This is a genomic window from Streptomyces sp. DSM 40868 (genome assembly GCF_011820545.1).
Taxonomy (GTDB): domain Bacteria; phylum Actinomycetota; class Actinomycetes; order Streptomycetales; family Streptomycetaceae; genus Streptomyces; species Streptomyces eurythermus.
In genome coordinates this window covers 6,072,988-6,090,344 of the sequence record NZ_CP050504.1, presented here as the reverse complement: position 1 = coordinate 6,090,344, position 17,357 = coordinate 6,072,988, and the positions used below count along the sequence as shown (strand labels likewise).

Sequence of the window (17,357 nt, the reverse complement as noted above, 5' to 3'; positions counted from 1 at the left end):
GAGCCCCGGCGGGAAGCCGCGTGGCGGTGTTCCCCGGCCGGGGAACACCGCCACGCGAAGCGGAGGTCAGGCCTCCTCGTCGACCCACGACATCAGCTTGCGCAGCTGCTTGCCGGTGGTCTCCAGCAGGTGCTCGGAGTCCTGCTTCTTGTACTCGTCGTACTTCTTCAGGCCGCCGTGGTACTCGTCCATCCAGTTCTGGGCGAAGGTGCCGTCCTGGATCTCGGCGAGGACCTTCTTCATCTCCGCCTTGGTGGCGTCGGTGATGATGCGCGGGCCGGTGACGTAGTCGCCCCACTCGGCCGTCTCGGAGACGGACCAGCGCATCTTCTCCAGGCCGCCCTCGTACATGAGGTCGACGATCAGCTTCAGCTCGTGCAGGCACTCGAAGTAGGCGATCTCCGGCTGGTAACCGGCCTCGACCAGGGTCTCGAAGCCCGCCTTGACCAGGGCCGAGGTGCCACCGCACAGCACGGCCTGCTCGCCGAACAGGTCGGTCTCGGTCTCCTCGGTGAAGGTGGTCTTGATGACGCCGGCGCGGGTGCCGCCGATGCCCTTGGCGTACGACAGGGCGAGCGCGAAGGCGTTGCCCGAGGCGTCCTGCTCCACGGCGGCGATGCACGGAACGCCGCGGCCCTCCTCGTACTGGCGGCGGACCAGGTGGCCCGGGCCCTTCGGGGCGACCATGCAGACGTCCACGCCGGCCGGGGGCTTGATGAAGCCGAAGCGGATGTTGAAGCCGTGGCCGAAGAACAGCGCGTCGCCGTCCTTGAGGTTGTCCTTGATGGACTCCTCGTAGACCTGGGCCTGGATCGGGTCCGGGACCAGGATCATGATGACGTCGGCCTCGGCGGCGGCCTCGGCCGGGGTCACCACGCGCAGGCCCTGCTCCTCGGCCTTGGCCTTGGACTTCGAGCCCTCGTGCAGACCGACACGCACGTCGACACCGGAGTCGCGCAGCGACAGCGCGTGGGCGTGGCCCTGGCTGCCGTAGCCGATGACCGCGACCTTGCGGCCCTGGATGATGGACAGGTCGGCGTCAGCGTCGTAGAACAGCTCGGCCACTTTGGGTTCTCTCCTTGTGTGCAGGTGGTGCGTCCCACCGTATGACGGCGGGCGGGACGGAAGTTCGGGGGTCTCGGGATACGGGCGCCGGTTGATCGCCGGCCGCCCGCAACAGGTCTTATGCCGTCCGGTCGAGGGCGCGCAGTGAGCGGTCCGTGATCGAACGGGCGCCGCGGCCGATCGCGATCGTGCCGGACTGGACCAGCTCCTTGATGCCGTACGGCTCCAGCATCTTGAGCATGGCGGACAGCTTGTCGCTGGAACCGGTGGCCTCGATGGTCACGGCCTCCGGGGAGACGTCCACGGTCTTGGCGCGGAACAGCTGGACGATCTCCACGATCTGGGAGCGGGTCTCGTTGTCGGCGCGGACCTTCACCAGGACGAGTTCGCGCTGCACGGCCTGACCCGGCTCCAGCTCGACGATCTTCAGCACGTTGACGAGCTTGTTGAGCTGCTTGGTCACCTGCTCCAGCGGCAGGTCCTCGACGTTCACCACGATGGTGATGCGGGAGATGTCGGGGTGCTCGGTGACGCCGACCGCGAGGGAGTCGATGTTGAAGCCGCGCCGGGAGAACAGGGCGGCGATCCGGGCGAGGATGCCCGGGGTGTTCTCCACCAGGACGGAGAGCGTGTGCTTGGACATGATGTTCTGCTCTTCCTTGCCTGTTGACGGTCAGTCGTCTTCGTTGTCGCCGAAGTCGGGGCGGACGTCCCGGGCGGCCATGATCTCGTCGTTGGAGGTGCCGGCGGCGACCATCGGCCACACCATGGCGTCCTCGTGGACGATGAAGTCGACCACCACCGGGCGGTCGTTGATGGAGTTGGCCTCCTCGATGACCTTGTCCAGGTCCTCGGGGCGCTCGCAGCGCAGGGCCACGCAGCCCATCGCCTCGGACAGCTTCACGAAGTCCGGCACCCGGGTGCCTCGGGCGTCCGGGTTGACGTCGTCCGGGCCGCTGTGCAGCACGGTGTTGGAGTAGCGCTGGTTGTAGAAGAGGGTCTGCCACTGGCGGACCATCCCGAGGGCGCCGTTGTTGATGATGGCGACCTTGATCGGGATGTTGTTCAGGGCGCAGGTGGTCAGTTCCTGATTGGTCATCTGGAAGCAGCCGTCGCCGTCGATCGCCCACACCGTCCGCTCCGGGCGGCCGGCCTTGGCGCCCATGGCGGCGGGGACCGCGTAGCCCATCGTCCCGGCGCCGCCGGAGTTGAGCCAGGTGGCGGGCTGGTCGTACTGGATGAAGTGCGCGGACCACATCTGGTGCTGGCCGACGCCCGCGGCGAAGATCGTGCCCTCGGGGGCGAGGCTGCCGATCCGCTCGATGACCTGCTGCGGGGAGAGCGAGCCGTCCTCGGGCAGGTCGTAGCCGAGCGGGTAGGTCTCGCGCCACCGGTTCAGGTCGCTCCACCAGGCGGTGTAGTCGCCCTTGTGGCCCTCGCTGTGCTCCTTCTGCACGGCCTGGACCAGGTCGGCGATGACCTCGCGGGCGTCCCCGACGATCGGCACGTCCGCGGCCCGGTTCTTGCCGATCTCGGCCGGGTCGATGTCCGCGTGGACGATCTTGGCGTAAGGGGCGAAGCTGTCCAGCTTGCCGGTGACGCGGTCGTCGAAGCGGGCGCCGAGGGCCACGATCAGGTCGGCCTTCTGCAGCGCGGTGACCGCGGCGACGCTGCCGTGCATGCCGGGCATGCCGACGTGCAGCGGGTGGCTGTCGGGGAACGCGCCGAGCGCCATCAGTGTGGTGGTGACCGGGGCGCCGGTCAGCTCGGCCAGGACCTTCAGCTCGGCCGTGGCCTGCGCCTTGAGGACGCCGCCGCCGACGTAGAGGACGGGGCGCTTCGCGGCGGTGATGAGCTTGGCCGCCTCGCGGATCTGCTTGGCGTGCGGCTTGGTCACCGGGCGGTAGCCGGGCAGGTCCATGACGGGCGGCCAGGAGAAGGTGGTCTTCTTCTGGAGGATGTCCTTGGGGATGTCCACCAGGACCGGTCCGGGGCGGCCGGTCGAGGCGATGTGGAACGCCTCCGCGATCACCCGCGGGATGTCCTCGCCCTTGGTGACCAGGAAGCTGTGCTTGGTGATCGGCATGGTGATGCCGACGATGTCCGCCTCCTGGAAGGCGTCCGTGCCGATCGCGGAGGACACCACCTGTCCGGTGATCGCGACCAGCGGGACGGAGTCCATGTTGGCGTCGGCGATCGGGGTGACCAGGTTGGTGGCGCCGGGGCCCGAGGTCGCCATGCAGACGCCGACCTTGCCGGTGGCCTGCGCGTAGCCGGTGGCGGCGTGGCCGGCGCCCTGCTCGTGCCGGACCAGGATGTGCCGCACCCGGGAGGAGTCCATCAGCGGGTCGTACGCCGGGAGGATCGTGCCGCCGGGAATGCCGAATACCGTGTCCGCGCCGACCTCCTCGAGGGAGCGGATGAGGGACTGCGCACCCGTGACGTGCTCGACGGGGGCGGACTGCTGTCCTCCGGAACGGGGCCGCGGCTGCGGATGGTGGGCCCCGGTGGCCTGCTCGGTCATCGGCATTCTCTTCTCGATGCTGAGGGTTTTTGCGAGGTTCGGGCGGATCTGGGGCGCTGCACGAATGGCACTCGTGCAACAAAAAACCCCTCGTGCCACAAGGCAAGCGAGGGGAGCGCGCCGGTGAGGTCGCTGGGGATTCCGGATCGTCCTCCGGTGGGTCCCAGCTCAGCCGACGCGCTGTCCAAGTACGAGAATTCGGGTGCGCATGGAACTGACCCTCCCCCCGGCACGCACCACGTGTCAAGTGGGTGGGACGGGCGTCTCAGAATGTGAGCGAAGGGCACTGCCGCCTCCGAAGACAGCGGGAACACCCCCTGTGTACACCCCGTTCGGCTCCCTCGCACTGCCCGCGAACGCGGGTTCGGCCGGGGCGTGCGGCACCGGGTAGTGGCCGGAACCGAGCGCCCGGCGCAGCCGGTACTCGTCCAGCGGACCGGCGAACGCCATGCCCTGGCCGTGGGTGCAGCCCATGGCGCGCAGCGCGACCACCTGCTCGGGCAGGTCGACGCCCTCGGCCACCGACTGCAGGCCCAGATCGCCGGCGATCCGCAGCAGACCACTGGTGATCTTGTACAGCCGCGCGGACTCCACCACGCCCTCGACCAGATCGCGGTCGAGCTTGAGGATGTCCACGGGCAGCCGCCGCAGCGCCGTGATGGCCGCGTAGCCGCTGCCGAAGCCGTCCAGGGCGATCCGCACCCCGAGCCGGCTGAGCGCGGCCAGCCGACGTTCCAGCTCGTCCAGCGAGACGCGGGGGTCGATGTCGGACAGCTCCACGACCAGCGCCCCGGGCGGCAGCCCGTGCCGGGTCAGCAGCGCCTCCACCGAGCCCATCGGGGACGAGCGGTCCAGCAGCCGCCGGGCGCTCATCCGGACCGTGACCGGTACGGCGACCCCGGCGGCGGCCCGCTCGGCCGCCGTCTGCACGGCCTGCTGGAGGATCCAGCGGTCCAGCTCGGCGGTCTTGTCGGCGTCGTCGGCCACCCGCAGGAACTCCGCCGGGGTGAACAGCACCCCCTGGGAGGAGCGCCAGCGGGCCTGCGCGGAGACGGTCGTGATCCGGCCGCTCTCCAGGCACACCACCGGCTGGTGCAGCAGCGTGAACTCGCCGTCGTGCAGCGCGGCGCGCAGGCGCGTGGCCAGCTCCGCCTTGCGGACGACGTCCTGCTGCATCTGCGGCTTGTACAGCTCGACCCGGCCCTTTCCGGCCGACTTCGCGCGGTACATCGCCAGGTCGGCGTTTCTCAGCAATTCGCCCGCGCCCAGGCCGGGTTCGGCGAAGGCGACGCCGATGGAGGCGGCGACCCGGACGTCGTTGCCGTCGATGACGTACGGCTGGGAGAGGGTCACCCGCAGCCGGTCGGCCAGTTCCAGGATGTTGCGCTCCCGGGCGGCCCGGTCCCGGGTGCCGTCGCCGACGATCAGGGCCGCGAACTCGTCACCGCCCAGCCGGGAGGCGGTGTCGCCCTGCCGGACCGCCTCCTGGAGTCTGCGGGCGGCCTGGATGAGCAGCTCGTCCCCGGCCTGGTGCCCGATCGTGTCGTTGACCGCCTTGAACCCGTCGAGGTCGATGAAGAGCACCGCCGTACCGCGCAGCGCGGCGCCCCGGTCGGTGGACCGGCGGCCGGCCAGGGCCTGCTGCACCCGCCGGGTGAACAGCGCGCGGTTGGGCAGGTCGGTCAGCGGGTCGTGCTCGGCGTTGTGCTGCAACTGCGCCTGGAGGCGGACCCGCTCGGTCACGTCCCGGCTGTTGAAGATCAGCCCGCCGTGGTGGCGGTTGACGGTCGACTCGACGTTCAGCCAGCCTCCCCCACTGTCGCCTTCGCTCGAGCGGGAGGTACCCCCGTTGCCGGAGCGGAACCGGCACTCGATGCGCGTGGTGGGCTCCTCCACCGGGCTCGCGGCCAGGAAGCGGCGCACCTCGTGCACCACGCGGCCCAGGTCCTCCGGGTGGATGAGGGCGGCCAGCTCGGTGCCCACCAGCTCCTCGGCGGGTCGGCCGTACACCCCGGCGGCGGCCGGGGAGACGTAGCGCAGGACGCCGTTGGGCGCGGCGATCATGATGACGTCGCTGGAGCCCTGCACCAGGGAGCGGAAGTGGTTCTCCTTCTGCGCCAGCTCCTGGGTGAGGGTGATGTTGTCCAGCAGCATGATGCCCTGCCGGATGACGAGCGCCAGCACCACGGCGCCCGCCGTGATCAGCACGACGTGGTCGGGCCTGCGGCCGTTGAGGACGTTGTACAGGATCCCCAGGGTGCACACCGCCGCGGCGAGGTACGGGGTGAGCGCGGCGAGGGAGCCGGTGAGCGGCCGCCCCGCCGGGTACCGGAGGTGCTCGCCGCCCGGCGCGGGCAGCGGGGGCGCGGGGTGGTGCCCCGTGCTCCACTGGCCCGCACCCCACTGGCCCACGGCCCACTGGCCGGTGCCGCGCTGGCCCGGCACGTGTTCGTGGACCACGCGCGTGTGCCCGTCGGGCGTGTGCGTCCGCGGCCCGGCCTGCCGCCGGGGCGCGGCCCAGGGGGCGTAGGCGAGCAGCAGGGAGCCGGCGAACCAGCCCGCGTCCAGCAGCCGCCCGGAGCGGTAACTGCTGTGCAGCAGCGGCGAGGTGAACAGCGCGTCGCACAGCACGGTCAGCGCGAGCGCGCCGATCGCGGTGTTCACCGCCGTGCGGTTGCCCGGGGCGCGCCGGAAGTGCAGCGCCAGCACCATGCTGACCAGGGCGATGTCGAGCAGCGGGTACGCCAGCGACAGCGCGGCGTGCGCCACGCTCGACCCGTCGATGCGGGCCGCCTGGGCGAGCGCGAGGCTCCACGAGAGGGTGAGCAGCGAGCCGCCGATCAGCCAGGCGTCCAGCCCCAGGCAGATCCAGCCCGCTCTGCTCGCCGGCCGCTTGGCGAGCACCAGCAGGCCCACGATGGCGGGCGGCGCGAAGCACAGGAAGAACAGGTCGGCGTAGCTGGGGCTGGGCACCGGCGCGCTCAGGGCGACCTCGTACCAGCCCCAGACCGCGTTGCCCAGCGAGCTCATCGTCGCCGACAGGGCGAACAGCAGCCAGGCGGACCGGAAGCGCACCCGCGGGCCGCGGGCGTACAGGAAGCAGGAGACGGCGGCGGCGGCCGCCGCCGCGCTCAGCCCGAAGTCGCCCATCACGTCCGCGACCCGGTCCGAGCCCCAGCCGAAGGCGGAGCCGCCGGCGTAGGCCGCGCAGACCAGGGCGAGGACGAGCTGCTCGACCAGGCGCCTGTTCTCGCCGGCCACCGGCCGACGCGACGGCGGCGCCTCGTGCGGGTGCGGTGCGCGCACCGCGCTCTCCAGGGGGGTCGTCACCGAGGTCGGGGCGCTCACCGGGGCCTCCCGGTGCGTGCCGTTCCCCGGTCCCGACGGTCCCGCTGCGCCGGATACGCCGGCCGGCGACGGCCGCTGTACCTGCGCTGGTGGTGACTGTGGTGGCTGGTGTGGTGGCCGCGTCCGCCCGCGGCCGTGCGCCAGGGTCGCCGTCGGCGGCTCCGCCGCGTCGGATCGTTCGTCCATAGGCCGTGCATCGCCCGTCGCCCCCCTCACAGATCTGAAATGTCCATCCCCGGCGCCGAATGTCAGCGGCGCAGCCCCTGCCCGGGACGATACACCAGGATCGTCACTCAGGGACATAGCGTCTCTACGCTCCGTGACGACCAGGGCGTATGCCGGTACAGCGAGCGCCCGAAAGATTGCGGAGGGTGCCGGAAGGCGCCTAGCGCCCGGTTGCTCCCGCCGTTTCGGGACCGGTCGTAAGGATCACGTTCCGCAGGGGTTCGCGGTTCACGAACCGGGTCAGCTGATCGGCGATCAGCCGCTTGGCGCGCGGCAGGAAGGCCGAGGACGGCCCGCCGACATGCGGGCTGATCAGCACGCCAGGCGCCTGCCACAGGGGGTGGCCGGGGGGCAGCGGCTCGGGGTCCGTCACGTCCAGGGCCGCCGTGATCCGGCCCCGCTCCAGTTCGGCGAGGAGCGCCTTGGTGTCCACGACGGCTCCGCGCGCCACGTTGACGAGCAGCGCACCGTCCTTCATCCGGGCGAGGAAGTCCGCGTCCACGAGTCCGCGGGTGTCCTCCGTAAGGGGGGTGCACAGGATCACGACGTCCGCGTGCGGAAGCAGGGAGGGCACATCGGTGATCGGGTGCACGGGACCGCGCGCTACCGTGCGACCGGAGCGTGCGACCCGTGCGACCCGCGCCACCTCGAAGGGCACGAGCCGGTCCTCGATGGCGGCGCCGATGGAGCCGTAGCCGACGATCAGCACGCTCTTGTCGGCGAGGGAGGGGTGGAATCCGCCGGCCCAGCGCTCCTGTCGCTGGGCGCGGACGAATTCCGGGATGCCGCGCAGCGCGGCGAGGGTCAGGGTGAGCGCCAGCTCGGCGGTGCTGGTCTCGTGCACGCCCCGCGCGTTGCACAGGCGTACGCCTGGCGGGATGTCCGAAAGTCGCGCCGTGATGTCGTCGACGCCGGCGGTGAGCGTCTGGACCACCCGGACGTTCGTCAGGTGCGGCAGCGGGCCCACCCGGACCGACAGCCGCTTCATGTACGGCACCACGTACACCGCGCACCGCGCCGGGTCGCCGGGAAACGGCTGGTCACCGGCCGCGCCGCCGTCCCAGAACAGGTAACGGGGCCCCGCGGGCAGTCCCTCGATCTCCTCGGGCGGAATGGGAAGCCAGACCTCTGCACTCATGCCAGGAGGCTATGTCAGGCCCGCGTACGCGCAGAGGTTAGGTTGGTGGCCGGGCAGAGGGAGGTTCACGAGCAGGTGGAGCGCAGGACGATCGGCGCGGGGGGACTCGCGGTGGGGGCCGTCGGACTCGGATGCATGCCGATGAGCTGGGCGTACACCGCATCCCGGCAGCGGGGTGAGGAGTCGGTCAAAGCCGTGCACCGGGCGCTGGACCTCGGCTCGGACCTGCTGGACACCGCGGACATGTACGGCCCGTTCACCAACGAGCTGCTGCTGGGCCGGGTGCTCAAGGAGCGGCGCCGGGACGCCTTCGTGGCCACGAAGGTGGGGCTGCTGGTGGGCGAGCAGCACGTCGTGGCCAACGGCCGCCCCGGCTATGTGCGGCGGGCCTGCGACGCCTCGCTGCGCCGGCTCCAGACGGACGTGATCGACCTGTACCAGCTGCACCGCCCCGATCCCGAGGTGCCCGTCGAGGAGACGTGGGGCGCGATGGCGGACCTGGTGCGGGCGGGGAAGGTGCGGGCGCTGGGCCTGTGTGCGCTGGGGGCGCGCGGCGGGCGCCGCTCGGGCGCCGGGCTGTACGACGCGACGCTGCGCCGGTTGCAGCGGGTCCAGCAGGTGTTCCCGGTGAGCGCGGTGCAGGCGGAGCTGTCGGTGTGGTCGCCGGAGGCCCTCCAGGCACTGCTGCCGTGGTGCGAGGCGCGCGGGGTCGGTTTCCTCGCGGCGATGCCGCTGGGCAACGGCTTCCTGACCGGCACGCTGACGCCGGGCGAGGGTTTCGAGCCGGACGACGTGCGCGCCCGGCATCCCCGGTTCACCGCCGAGATGATGGCGGCCAACCAGCCGATCGTCGCGGGCCTGCGGCGCATCGCCCGGCGGCACGGCGAGGACGTCACGCCGGCCCAGGTGGCGCTGGCCTGGGTGCTGGCGCAGGGCCGTCACGTGATCGCGCTGCCGGGCACCAAGCAGGAGCGCTGGGCCGCGGAGAACGCGGGGGCGGCGGGGCTGCGGCTGACCGCGCGGGACCTGGCGGAGGTGGCCGGGCTGCCGGCGGCACAGGGGTCCTGGGACTGAGGTTCCGGGACAGCGTTGTTCCTGGACCGAGGTTCTGCGGGTTGTCTCTGGGCCCGAAGTTCTGCGGGTTGTTCCTGGGAACGAGGTTCTGCGAGTTGTTCCTGGGGCCGAGTTTCCTGGACTGGGATTTCCGGCCACCGTGCGTCGATGATGAGGGGATCAGGGCCCGGTGACCGGGTCGCGACGCTCGCAGCCGAGACGCGGCGTCCGGGGGCCGGCACCCCGTGCCCGGGAAGCCTGCCTGGCGCGGATGGCCGGTGTCCGTCGTCCGTGGCCGCGGAGTAGCGTGCGGCATGAGGCCGGCGTGGTGTCCGCCGGCCGGAAGGGACCGTGATCGTGCGACGTCGAGCCGTACCGGCCGTGCTGGCCGTGACCGCCTTGCTGCTCACGGCCGGCTGCTCCTCGGGGGGCGGCGACGTGCCGGGCCGGACGCCGGACGCCACGGTCTCCGGGGGGTCCGGCGCCTCCCGGGCCACCGAGCCGGCCGCGCCCGCCAAGGGGACGGCGAAGGTGCTGCGCACGGTGGCCGAGGGGCTGAAGTCACCGTGGGGGCTGGCCGCGCTGCCGGGCGGCGATCTGCTGGTCTCCTCCCGGGACGAGGGCACGATCAGCCGGATCGACGCGAAGACCGGCCGGACGACGGTGCTGGGCGCGGTCTCCGGGGTCTCCCCGGCCGGGGAGGGCGGGCTGCTGGGCATCGCGCCGTCCCCGGGCTACGCCTCGGACCACATGATCTACGCCTACTTCACCTCGGCCTCGGACAACCGGATCGTCCGCGTGCGCTACGACGAGCGGAAACCGGCCGGTGAGCGACTGGGCGCTCCCGACACGGTGTTCAAGGGCATCCCCAAGGGCACCATCCACAACGGCGGCCGGATCGCGTTCGGGCCGGACGGCATGCTGTACGCGGGCACCGGCGAGACCGGGCAACGGGGCCTGGCGCAGGACCGGTCCTCGCTCGGCGGGAAGATCCTCAGGATGACCCCGGACGGCGAACCGGCGCCCGGCAACCCCTTCCCCGGCTCCGTCGTGTACTCCTACGGCCACCGCAACGTCCAGGGGCTGGCCTGGGACGGTCATCAGCGGCTGTACGCCTCGGAGTTCGGGCAGGACACCTGGGACGAGCTGAACGCGATCAAGCCCGGTGGGAACTACGGCTGGCCCGAGGCGGAGGGCCGCTCCTCCGACGCCGGTTTCCAGAGCCCGGTGGCCCAGTGGCACACCGACGATGCCTCCCCCAGCGGCATCGCCTGTGTGAATGGCGCGATCTGGATGGCGGGGCTGCGCGGCGAGCGGCTGTGGCGCGTCCCGCTGGACGGCACCTCGGCCTCGGCCGCCCCGCAGGCGTTCCTCACCGGCACCTACGGCCGGCTGCGCACGGTGGCCCCGGCGGGCGACGGCCGGCTGTGGCTGGTGACCAGCAACACCGACGGCCGGGGCACGCCGAAGAAGGGGGACGACCGGGTGCTGGAGCTTCGGGTCCGCTGAGCCCGGCCGTCGGCCCGCCCGTCCGTCGACCCGTCCGTCGGCCGAGGTCAGCCGGGCTCGGGACCGGGTTCCTCGTCGGCCGGTGCCGGCGGCTCGGGCGGGGACAGCCGTATGACGGCCTTGCCGGAGGCCAGGTCTATGGGCCCGCGGCCGGGGTCGTTGTCGCCGACGTCCTCGCGGGACAGCTCCAGCCGTTTGAGTTCGTCCCGGGTGTGTTTGCGGCCGGGTGCGAACAGGTCCTCGAAGACGTTGAACACGGCTCCCCCTCAACTGCCGGTTTTCTCCAGCGTAGGTCTCACCCGGACCGTTCGGCAGCGAGTGTCCCGGCCACGAGCAGGCCGAGCCGGTGCGCCACCGCCGCCGCCTCGCCCCGGCCCGAGACACCGAGCTTGCCGAGGATGTTGGAGACGTGGACGCTCGCGGTCTTCGGCGAGATGAACAGCTCCTCGGCTATCTGCCGGTTGGTACGGCCGGCCGCGACCAGGCCGAGGACGTCCCGCTCCCGGCTGGTGAGGCCGAACGCGGCGGCCGGATCCGCGGCCGGGTCCCGCCGCCTGCCGCCGCCGAGGGTGAGCCGGGCCCGCTGGGCGAGCCGGGCGACGGCGTCGGCGAGCGGGCGGGCCCTCAGGTGCTCGGCGACCGCCGCGGCCAGCCTGAGCAGTTCCACGGCGCGGTCGCGCTCGTCGTCGCCGCCCTCGGCCAGCAGCGCCCCGGCCAGGCGGTGCCGGACCCGGGCGAGGTCGTAGGGGCGGTCCAGGCACTCGAAGGCGGCGACCACCGGGGCCCAGGTCTCGGCGGTGTCCCGGCCCTCGGCGCGCAGCAGTTCGGCCCGGGCCCACCGGCTGTGGGCCTGCCACAGGGGGACGCCGGTGGTCAGCGTCCGTACGGCCGTGGCGAGGCGGTCGAGGATCTCGGCACGGCCGGGCCGGGCGGCGGGCAGGGTGCGGGCGTCGGCCTCGGCGGTGGCGGCGGCCAGCAGCAGCGGCCAGCCGTACCGGTGGGTGCCGGGCGGGAAACCGGCGTCCAGGACCGGCAGCAGGAGCGCGCGGACGTCGTCGATCCTGCCCTCGGCGGCCGCTATGCCGACGGCGGTGCGGACCAGCGGCAGGGACTGCTGGGGCCGCGGGTCGTGGGTGCCGTACCAGGAGCGGGCGGTGGCGAGCTGCCGGGCGGCCTCGGCGAGGTCGCCGTGGGCCAGGGCGAGGTGGGCCAGGCGCAGGGCGCCGCCGGCCCGGGGCTTGGCGCTGTGGCCGACGCGGGTGGCGTGCGCGGCGGCCTCGGCGGCCTCGTCCCACCGGCCGAGCGCGTAGAGCGCCTCGGAGAGGTTGCCCCAGACCCAGGCCCCGGAGTCCAGCAGTCCGTACCGGCGGCAGAACTCGATGCCCTCGCGCAGCAGCGGGACGGCCTCCCGGTCCCGGCCGACGCTGCGCAGCGCGGACGGCAGGTTGACGTAGGCCCGGCCGGCGACCGGGTGCACGCCCTCCGCCAGGGTGTCCCGCAGCACCTGCCGCATCTGCGCCAGACCCGCCTCCGGGTCGCCGGACTCCACCGTCAGCCCGCCCAGGGTGAGCAGGGCGTGCAGTTCGGTCTCGCGGGCGCCCACCATGCGCGCGTACTCCACGGCCCGTTCGGCGGCGGCCAGCGCCTCGGGGCCGGGCCGGTGCTGCATGGACCAGTTGGCGACGACCGCCAGCACCTCGGCGTGCACCTCGGACGGCGGCAGACCGCGCACCAGCTCCTGCGCGGTGGCCAGTTCCCGCCAGCCGTCACCGCGGGCCTGGGCCTGCACCAAGCGGGAGCGCTGCACCCAGAACCAGGCGGCGCGCAGCGGGTCCGGGTCCTCCTCCAGCAGGCGCAGGGCCCGCTTGGTGATCTTCAGGGCGCGTTCCCGTTCGCCGCCGAAACGGCCCGCCACCGCGGCCTCGGCCATCAGGTCGAGGTAGCGCAGCGGGGTGGTGGCCGGGTCGCAGCCGCACGGGGGGTACACCTCCGCGTAGTCGACCGGGCGCAGGGCGGCGCGCACCTCGGCGGGGGCGGTGTCCCACAGCTCCATCGCCCGTTCCAGCAGCCCGAGTTGTTCGGTGTAGGCGTGCCGGCGGCGGGCGACGACGGCGGCGGCGAGGACGGCGGGCAGGGCCTTGGCGGCGTCGTGCGCGTGGTACCAGTAGCTGGCCAGGCGCATCACCCGGGCGTCGGCGGGGACGAGCGTGGGATCGGCCTCCAGGGCCTCGGCGTAGCGGCGGTTGAGCCGGGAGCGTTCGCCGGGCAGCAGGTCGTCGGCGACGGCCTCGCGGACCAGGGAGTGCCGGAAGCGGTAGCCGTCGCCGGCGGGGGTGACGGTGAGGATGTTGGCGCCGACGGCGGCCCGCAGCGCCTCGATGAGGTCGTCCTCGGCCAGCCGGGCCACGGCGGCGATCAGCCGGTACTCCACCGTGGAGCCGCCCTCGGCGACGATCCGGGCGACCCGCTGGGCGCTCTCGGGCAGCGCCTCGACCCGGACGAGGAGCAGGTCGCGCAGGGAGTCGGTGAGACCGGTGCAGCTGCCCTGGCAGGCGGCGACGGCGAGTTCCTCGATGAAGAAGGCGTTGCCGTCGGAGCGTTCGTAGATCTCGTCGACCTGGGCGGGGTCGGGTTCGGCGGCGAGGATGCCGGCGATCTGGCGGCAGGCCTCCTCGCGGGTGAAGCGGGCGAGCTCGATCCGGCGGACGGTGCGCAGCCGGTCCAGTTCGGCGAGCAGGGGGCGCAGCGGGTGGCGGCGGTGGATGTCGTCGCTGCGGTAGCTGGCCAGGACGAGGAGGCGGCCGGCGCGCAGGGTGCGCAGCAGATAGGCGAGCAGGTGGCGGGTGGAGGCGTCGGCCCAGTGCAGGTCCTCCAGGACCAGGACGACGGTGTGGCCGGCGGCGACCCGCTCCAGCAGCCGGGCGGTGAGCTCGAACAGACGGGCCATGCCCTGTTCGTCGTGGCGGCCGGCGCCGGCCTCGCCGAGGTCGGGCAGCAGCCGGGCCAGTTCCTCCTCCTGGCCGGCCGCGGCGGCGGCGAACGCCTCGGGCAGGGCGTCGCGCAGGGCCCGCAGCGCGGCGGAGAAGGGGGCGAACGGCAGCCCGTCGGCGCCGATCTCCACGCAGCCGCCGACGGCGACGACCGCGCCGCGGCCGGCGGCGGCCGCGGCGAACTCCTCCACGAGGCGGGTCTTGCCCACGCCTGCCTCGCCGCCGAGCAGCAGCGCCTGCGGCTCGGCGGCGTCGGCGCGGGCGAGCGCGTCGCGCAGCGTCGCCAACTCGGCGGTGCGGCCTACGAACACGGGACTGACGGACCTGGTCTCCACGGGCCCGAGCATCGCACGAGGCCCCGAGGACCCGGCACTGGTTTTCCACAGGCCCCGTGTGATGGTCGTACCGGTGGGCGGGAGAACCGCACCGGCAGCCGGGACAGCCGCACCGACGTCCGGAAAGGCCGCACCGGCAGCCGGGACGGCCGTACTTACGGCCGCAGGAGTCGTACCCACGGCCGGGAGGGCCGTACGGCTCCGTCGGGAAGCCACACGGCCCTGGTGCGGTGAGCGGCCGACCCCCGTCCGGCCGCTCCGCTCCCCCGTCGTCACGCGGTGCGCGGCTGCCCCTGCCGGCGGGAGCCGTCGGTATGCGACTCGGCGGCCGGGGCGGCGTGGCCGGATCGCCCGCGGCGGGCGGCGCGGCGGGAGCGGACGACCTCGCGGGCCAGGCGCTCCTCCCGGGCCGTGCGGCGCAGCTCGGCGGAGCGGAGGCGGTGCAGTTCGAGCTCGTACATGGCGGGTTCCTCCCGGGATCCGGTGGCGGTGCCGCTTTCCGCGACGCCTCCCACTCTCGGCCCGCGGCCGGGTCCGCCGCATCGGGAGAGTTCCGCATCTTCGCGCGTCCGGCGGACCGTACGCGCGCGTAAGGGGCCTTAGGGCGTCCGCGCACCGGGCGGGGACGCCCTAAGGCCCCTGGGGTCCACGTCAGCTCAGCCGGCGGAAGGCACGGCCAGCAGGGCGTCGGAGTACTTCAGGACGGCCAGCAGCAGGCCGATGACGCCGAGCGAGAGGCCCGCCCAGGCCACCGACCTGATCCAGACGGCCTGCGGGCGGCCCGGGGCGCCGAACGCGGGCCGGACCAGCACCACCACGGCGGTGATCAGCGCGGCCAGCGCGAACAGCCCGGCCCACAGGGCGGTGGTGTGCCAGGCGTCGCCGTAGACCTCCTTGAGCTGGGTGCCGACGCTCGCGCTGGTGGACGTCCGCAGCTGGCCGATGAGCTGCTCGCGGGCGGAGGCGACGGTGCCGATCCAGCCGCCGGTGAGGGAGACCAGGCCCAGCGCGGCGGAAACGACGGCGCCGGCGCCCTGGCCGACCCCGGAGGGCACCTTGTCACCGGCCCCGTCCGCCTCGCTCTCCCCGTCTTCCTCGCCGATCGTCTCCCGCCCGGCCTCCTCGGGCTCCTCGGTCTCCGTCACGGCCCCGGGGCCGGCCGTCGTCGTGTCGTCGTCCTTGCGCGCCTCGGTGCCGGACCCGGTGCCGGTGGTCTCAGCGCCTTCCGCTGTCTTCGTTGCCATGCCCGGCACCGTACGGACGCTGTCTGAGAGGTCTCTTAATGATCGTTCCGCTCGGTACGCGCGCGTGCCGCGCGCCACTCGGGTGCCAGCACCGCCCAGATCTCCGTGCTGGTGCGCACACCCCGGTGCGGGTAGTTCTCGCGGAGCACGCCCTCGCGGGTCATGCCGAGCCGCCGGGCCACGTTGATGCTCGGCTCGTTGGCCGAGGACACCTGCCACTCCACCCGGTGCATGCCGCGCTCCTCGAAGGCCCAGTCGAGCAGGATCCGCATGCCGCGCGTGACGAGTCCCCGCCCGGCCGCGCCCGGCTCCAGCCAGCAGCCGGCCTCGCAGACCCCGCTCGGGGTGTCCCAGACGCGGAACAGCAGCCCTCCGACGAGCTTGCCGTCCAGCCAGATCCCGTGCAGGCCGCCGGCGTCGGCGGCACGCTTGTCGGCGTACGACTTCAGCCAGGCGCGGGCCCCGTCGAGATCGGACACCGCGTCCGCGAGCCCTATGTGCCGGCCGATGAACTCCCGTCCCCGGTCGATGTTCTCCAGCAGCTCACCGGCGTGCCAGACCTCCAGTGGCCGCAGTTCGGCACCGTCGTCACCGAGCGATGTCGCGTACATCAAGCCGCACTTCCTTCCCGCAATTCGTCCGCCGGGACCGGTCGGTACGGCAAAAATACGTCAGTCGAACTGGTCCCCGAGCGCCATGATCATCGTCCCTGCGATCAGCGACCACAAGGCCCTGCGGGTACGGCCCTTGGCGCCCAGCACCGTGGCGAACGCGCACACGGCGGCGCCGACGGCGTAGGCGGCGGGCACGAGCGCCGGGGCGGCGCCGGCGGATCTCAGCAGCGCGGCGGCCAGCCCCGCGCAGGTCAGCAGCGTCCCGGTGCCGACGGCGGCCCACCGGGCCCGCCGGGCGTCCGTCACGTAGTCCTCGGCGCCCCCGGCGTACTCCTCGTCGGCTCCCGCGTACTGCTCGGCGCCCCCGGCGGCTTCCAGCCCTTCGGCGGCCTCCTTCGTCGCGGGCTCGACATCGGATTCGGTGGTGCTTCCCCTCATGGCGGGCGAGCGTACCTCCCGCGGCACCGAAAACCCGGTGCGGGGCCGCCCTCCCGGCTGCTAGGCATGGTTGCTTGTGACCAACACACCGACCACACCGGACGCGCTCACCCGCCGCGTCACCCACCCGCGCTACCCCCGCAGCAACGGCTACGACGCCCGCTGGACCGTCGAGAACCAGATGGGCCCGCACGCGCTGTGGCTGCTGGAGTGGCTGGCCCCCGCGCTGGGGCTGGACGCGCTGCCACCGGGGGCGCGCGTGCTCGACCTGGGCTGCGGGCGGGCGATGACCTCCGTCTTCCTGGCCCGCGAGTACGGCCTCCAGGTCACCGCCGCCGACCTGTGGGTGGACCCCGACGACAACGCCGTACGGCTCGCCGAGGCGGGTGTCGCCGACCGGGTGCTGCCCGTGCGCGCCGAGGCCCACGACCTGCCGTTCGCCGAAGGGTCCTTCGATGCGATCGTCTCCGTCGACTCCTACCAGTACTTCGGCACCGACGACCTGTACCTGCCGTCCCTGACCCGGCTGCTCAAGCCGGGCGGGCGGATCGGGGTCGTCGTCCCGTCGCTGCGCGAGGAACCGGCGGGCGTCGAGCCGCCGGAGCACCTCGTGCCCTGGTGGGAGCCCGCCTTCTGGTGCTTCCACACCGCGGACTGGTGGCGGCGCCACTGGACCCGCAGCGGGGCCGTGGAGGTCGAGGCGGCCGACTGGCTGGAACACGGCTGGCGGGACTGGCTGCTGTGGTGCGAGGTGGTCACCGAGGAGAGTTCCGACGACCTCCACGTCCAGATGGCGGGCCGGTCCGCGGAGATGCTCCGCGCGGACCAGGGGAGCGCGCTGGGATTCGTACGGGTGGTGGGACGCCGGGCGTAA

At 73.2% G+C, this 17,357-nt stretch carries 14 protein-coding genes; 3 read left to right on the top strand and 11 right to left on the bottom strand.

Annotated elements, in window-relative coordinates; genetic code table 11:
• Positions 1–66 precede the first annotated feature (66 nt).
• The 5 genes from ilvC to HB370_RS27800 all read right to left on the bottom strand — a co-directional run bounded on the left by ilvC (position 67) and on the right by HB370_RS27800 (position 8,300).
• Positions 67–1,065, bottom strand: coding sequence for a ketol-acid reductoisomerase (gene ilvC, locus HB370_RS27825; RefSeq protein ID WP_030793129.1), 999 nt, complete (start codon positions 1,063–1,065; stop codon positions 67–69).
• A 118-nt stretch (positions 1,066–1,183) separates the two neighbouring features.
• Positions 1,184–1,708, bottom strand: coding sequence for an acetolactate synthase small subunit (gene ilvN, locus HB370_RS27820; protein ID WP_030793132.1), 525 nt, complete (start codon positions 1,706–1,708; stop codon positions 1,184–1,186).
• Between the two features lie 30 nt (positions 1,709–1,738).
• Positions 1,739–3,589, bottom strand: a complete 1,851-nt coding sequence (locus tag HB370_RS27815) for an acetolactate synthase large subunit (RefSeq protein ID WP_030793136.1) — start codon at positions 3,587–3,589, stop codon at positions 1,739–1,741.
• 243 nt (positions 3,590–3,832) lie between these two features.
• Positions 3,833–6,937 carry an EAL domain-containing protein gene (locus HB370_RS27810; RefSeq protein WP_030793139.1) on the bottom strand — a complete coding sequence of 1,035 codons (3,105 nt, stop codon included), beginning with the start codon at positions 6,935–6,937 and terminating at the stop codon, positions 3,833–3,835.
• Between the two features lie 385 nt (positions 6,938–7,322).
• Entirely contained in the window at positions 7,323–8,300 is a 978-nt protein-coding gene (locus tag HB370_RS27800) for a 2-hydroxyacid dehydrogenase (protein ID WP_030793142.1), read from the bottom strand.
• 75 nt (positions 8,301–8,375) lie between these two features.
• Between HB370_RS27800 and HB370_RS27795 the strand changes: the two genes are divergently transcribed.
• Both HB370_RS27795 and HB370_RS27790 read left to right on the top strand, forming a co-directional pair.
• Positions 8,376–9,374 (top strand): aldo/keto reductase, encoded by a 999-nt coding sequence (locus HB370_RS27795; RefSeq protein WP_030793145.1) that lies wholly within the window; start codon positions 8,376–8,378, stop codon positions 9,372–9,374.
• A 336-nt stretch (positions 9,375–9,710) separates the two neighbouring features.
• Complete coding sequence (locus HB370_RS27790; RefSeq protein WP_030793148.1) at positions 9,711–10,862, top strand: PQQ-dependent sugar dehydrogenase; 1,152 nt, start codon at positions 9,711–9,713, stop codon at positions 10,860–10,862.
• A gap of 47 nt (positions 10,863–10,909) precedes the next feature.
• Here HB370_RS27790 and HB370_RS27785 read toward each other — a convergent pair whose 3' ends face one another.
• The 6 genes from HB370_RS27785 to HB370_RS27760 all read right to left on the bottom strand — a co-directional run bounded on the left by HB370_RS27785 (position 10,910) and on the right by HB370_RS27760 (position 16,483).
• On the bottom strand, positions 10,910–11,119 hold the full coding sequence (locus HB370_RS27785; protein WP_030793151.1) for a DUF6191 domain-containing protein: 210 nt from the start codon (positions 11,117–11,119) through the stop codon (positions 10,910–10,912).
• A 38-nt stretch (positions 11,120–11,157) separates the two neighbouring features.
• Positions 11,158–14,199, bottom strand: coding sequence for a helix-turn-helix transcriptional regulator (locus HB370_RS27780; RefSeq protein ID WP_030793153.1), 3,042 nt, complete (start codon positions 14,197–14,199; stop codon positions 11,158–11,160).
• A gap of 260 nt (positions 14,200–14,459) precedes the next feature.
• On the bottom strand, positions 14,460–14,648 hold the full coding sequence (locus HB370_RS27775) for a hypothetical protein (RefSeq protein WP_030793156.1): 189 nt from the start codon (positions 14,646–14,648) through the stop codon (positions 14,460–14,462).
• 195 nt (positions 14,649–14,843) lie between these two features.
• Positions 14,844–15,431, bottom strand: coding sequence for a membrane protein (locus tag HB370_RS27770; protein ID WP_030793159.1), 588 nt, complete (start codon positions 15,429–15,431; stop codon positions 14,844–14,846).
• 35 nt (positions 15,432–15,466) lie between these two features.
• Positions 15,467–16,042 carry a GNAT family protein gene (locus HB370_RS27765; RefSeq protein ID WP_030793161.1) on the bottom strand — a complete coding sequence of 192 codons (576 nt, stop codon included), beginning with the start codon at positions 16,040–16,042 and terminating at the stop codon, positions 15,467–15,469.
• A gap of 60 nt (positions 16,043–16,102) precedes the next feature.
• Positions 16,103–16,483, bottom strand: coding sequence for a hypothetical protein (locus HB370_RS27760; protein WP_244405653.1), 381 nt, complete (start codon positions 16,481–16,483; stop codon positions 16,103–16,105).
• A gap of 70 nt (positions 16,484–16,553) precedes the next feature.
• On the opposite strand from HB370_RS27760, the gene HB370_RS27755 reads away from it, so the two are divergent.
• Positions 16,554–17,357 carry a methyltransferase domain-containing protein gene (locus HB370_RS27755; RefSeq protein ID WP_106980803.1) on the top strand — a complete coding sequence of 268 codons (804 nt, stop codon included), beginning with the start codon at positions 16,554–16,556 and terminating at the stop codon, positions 17,355–17,357.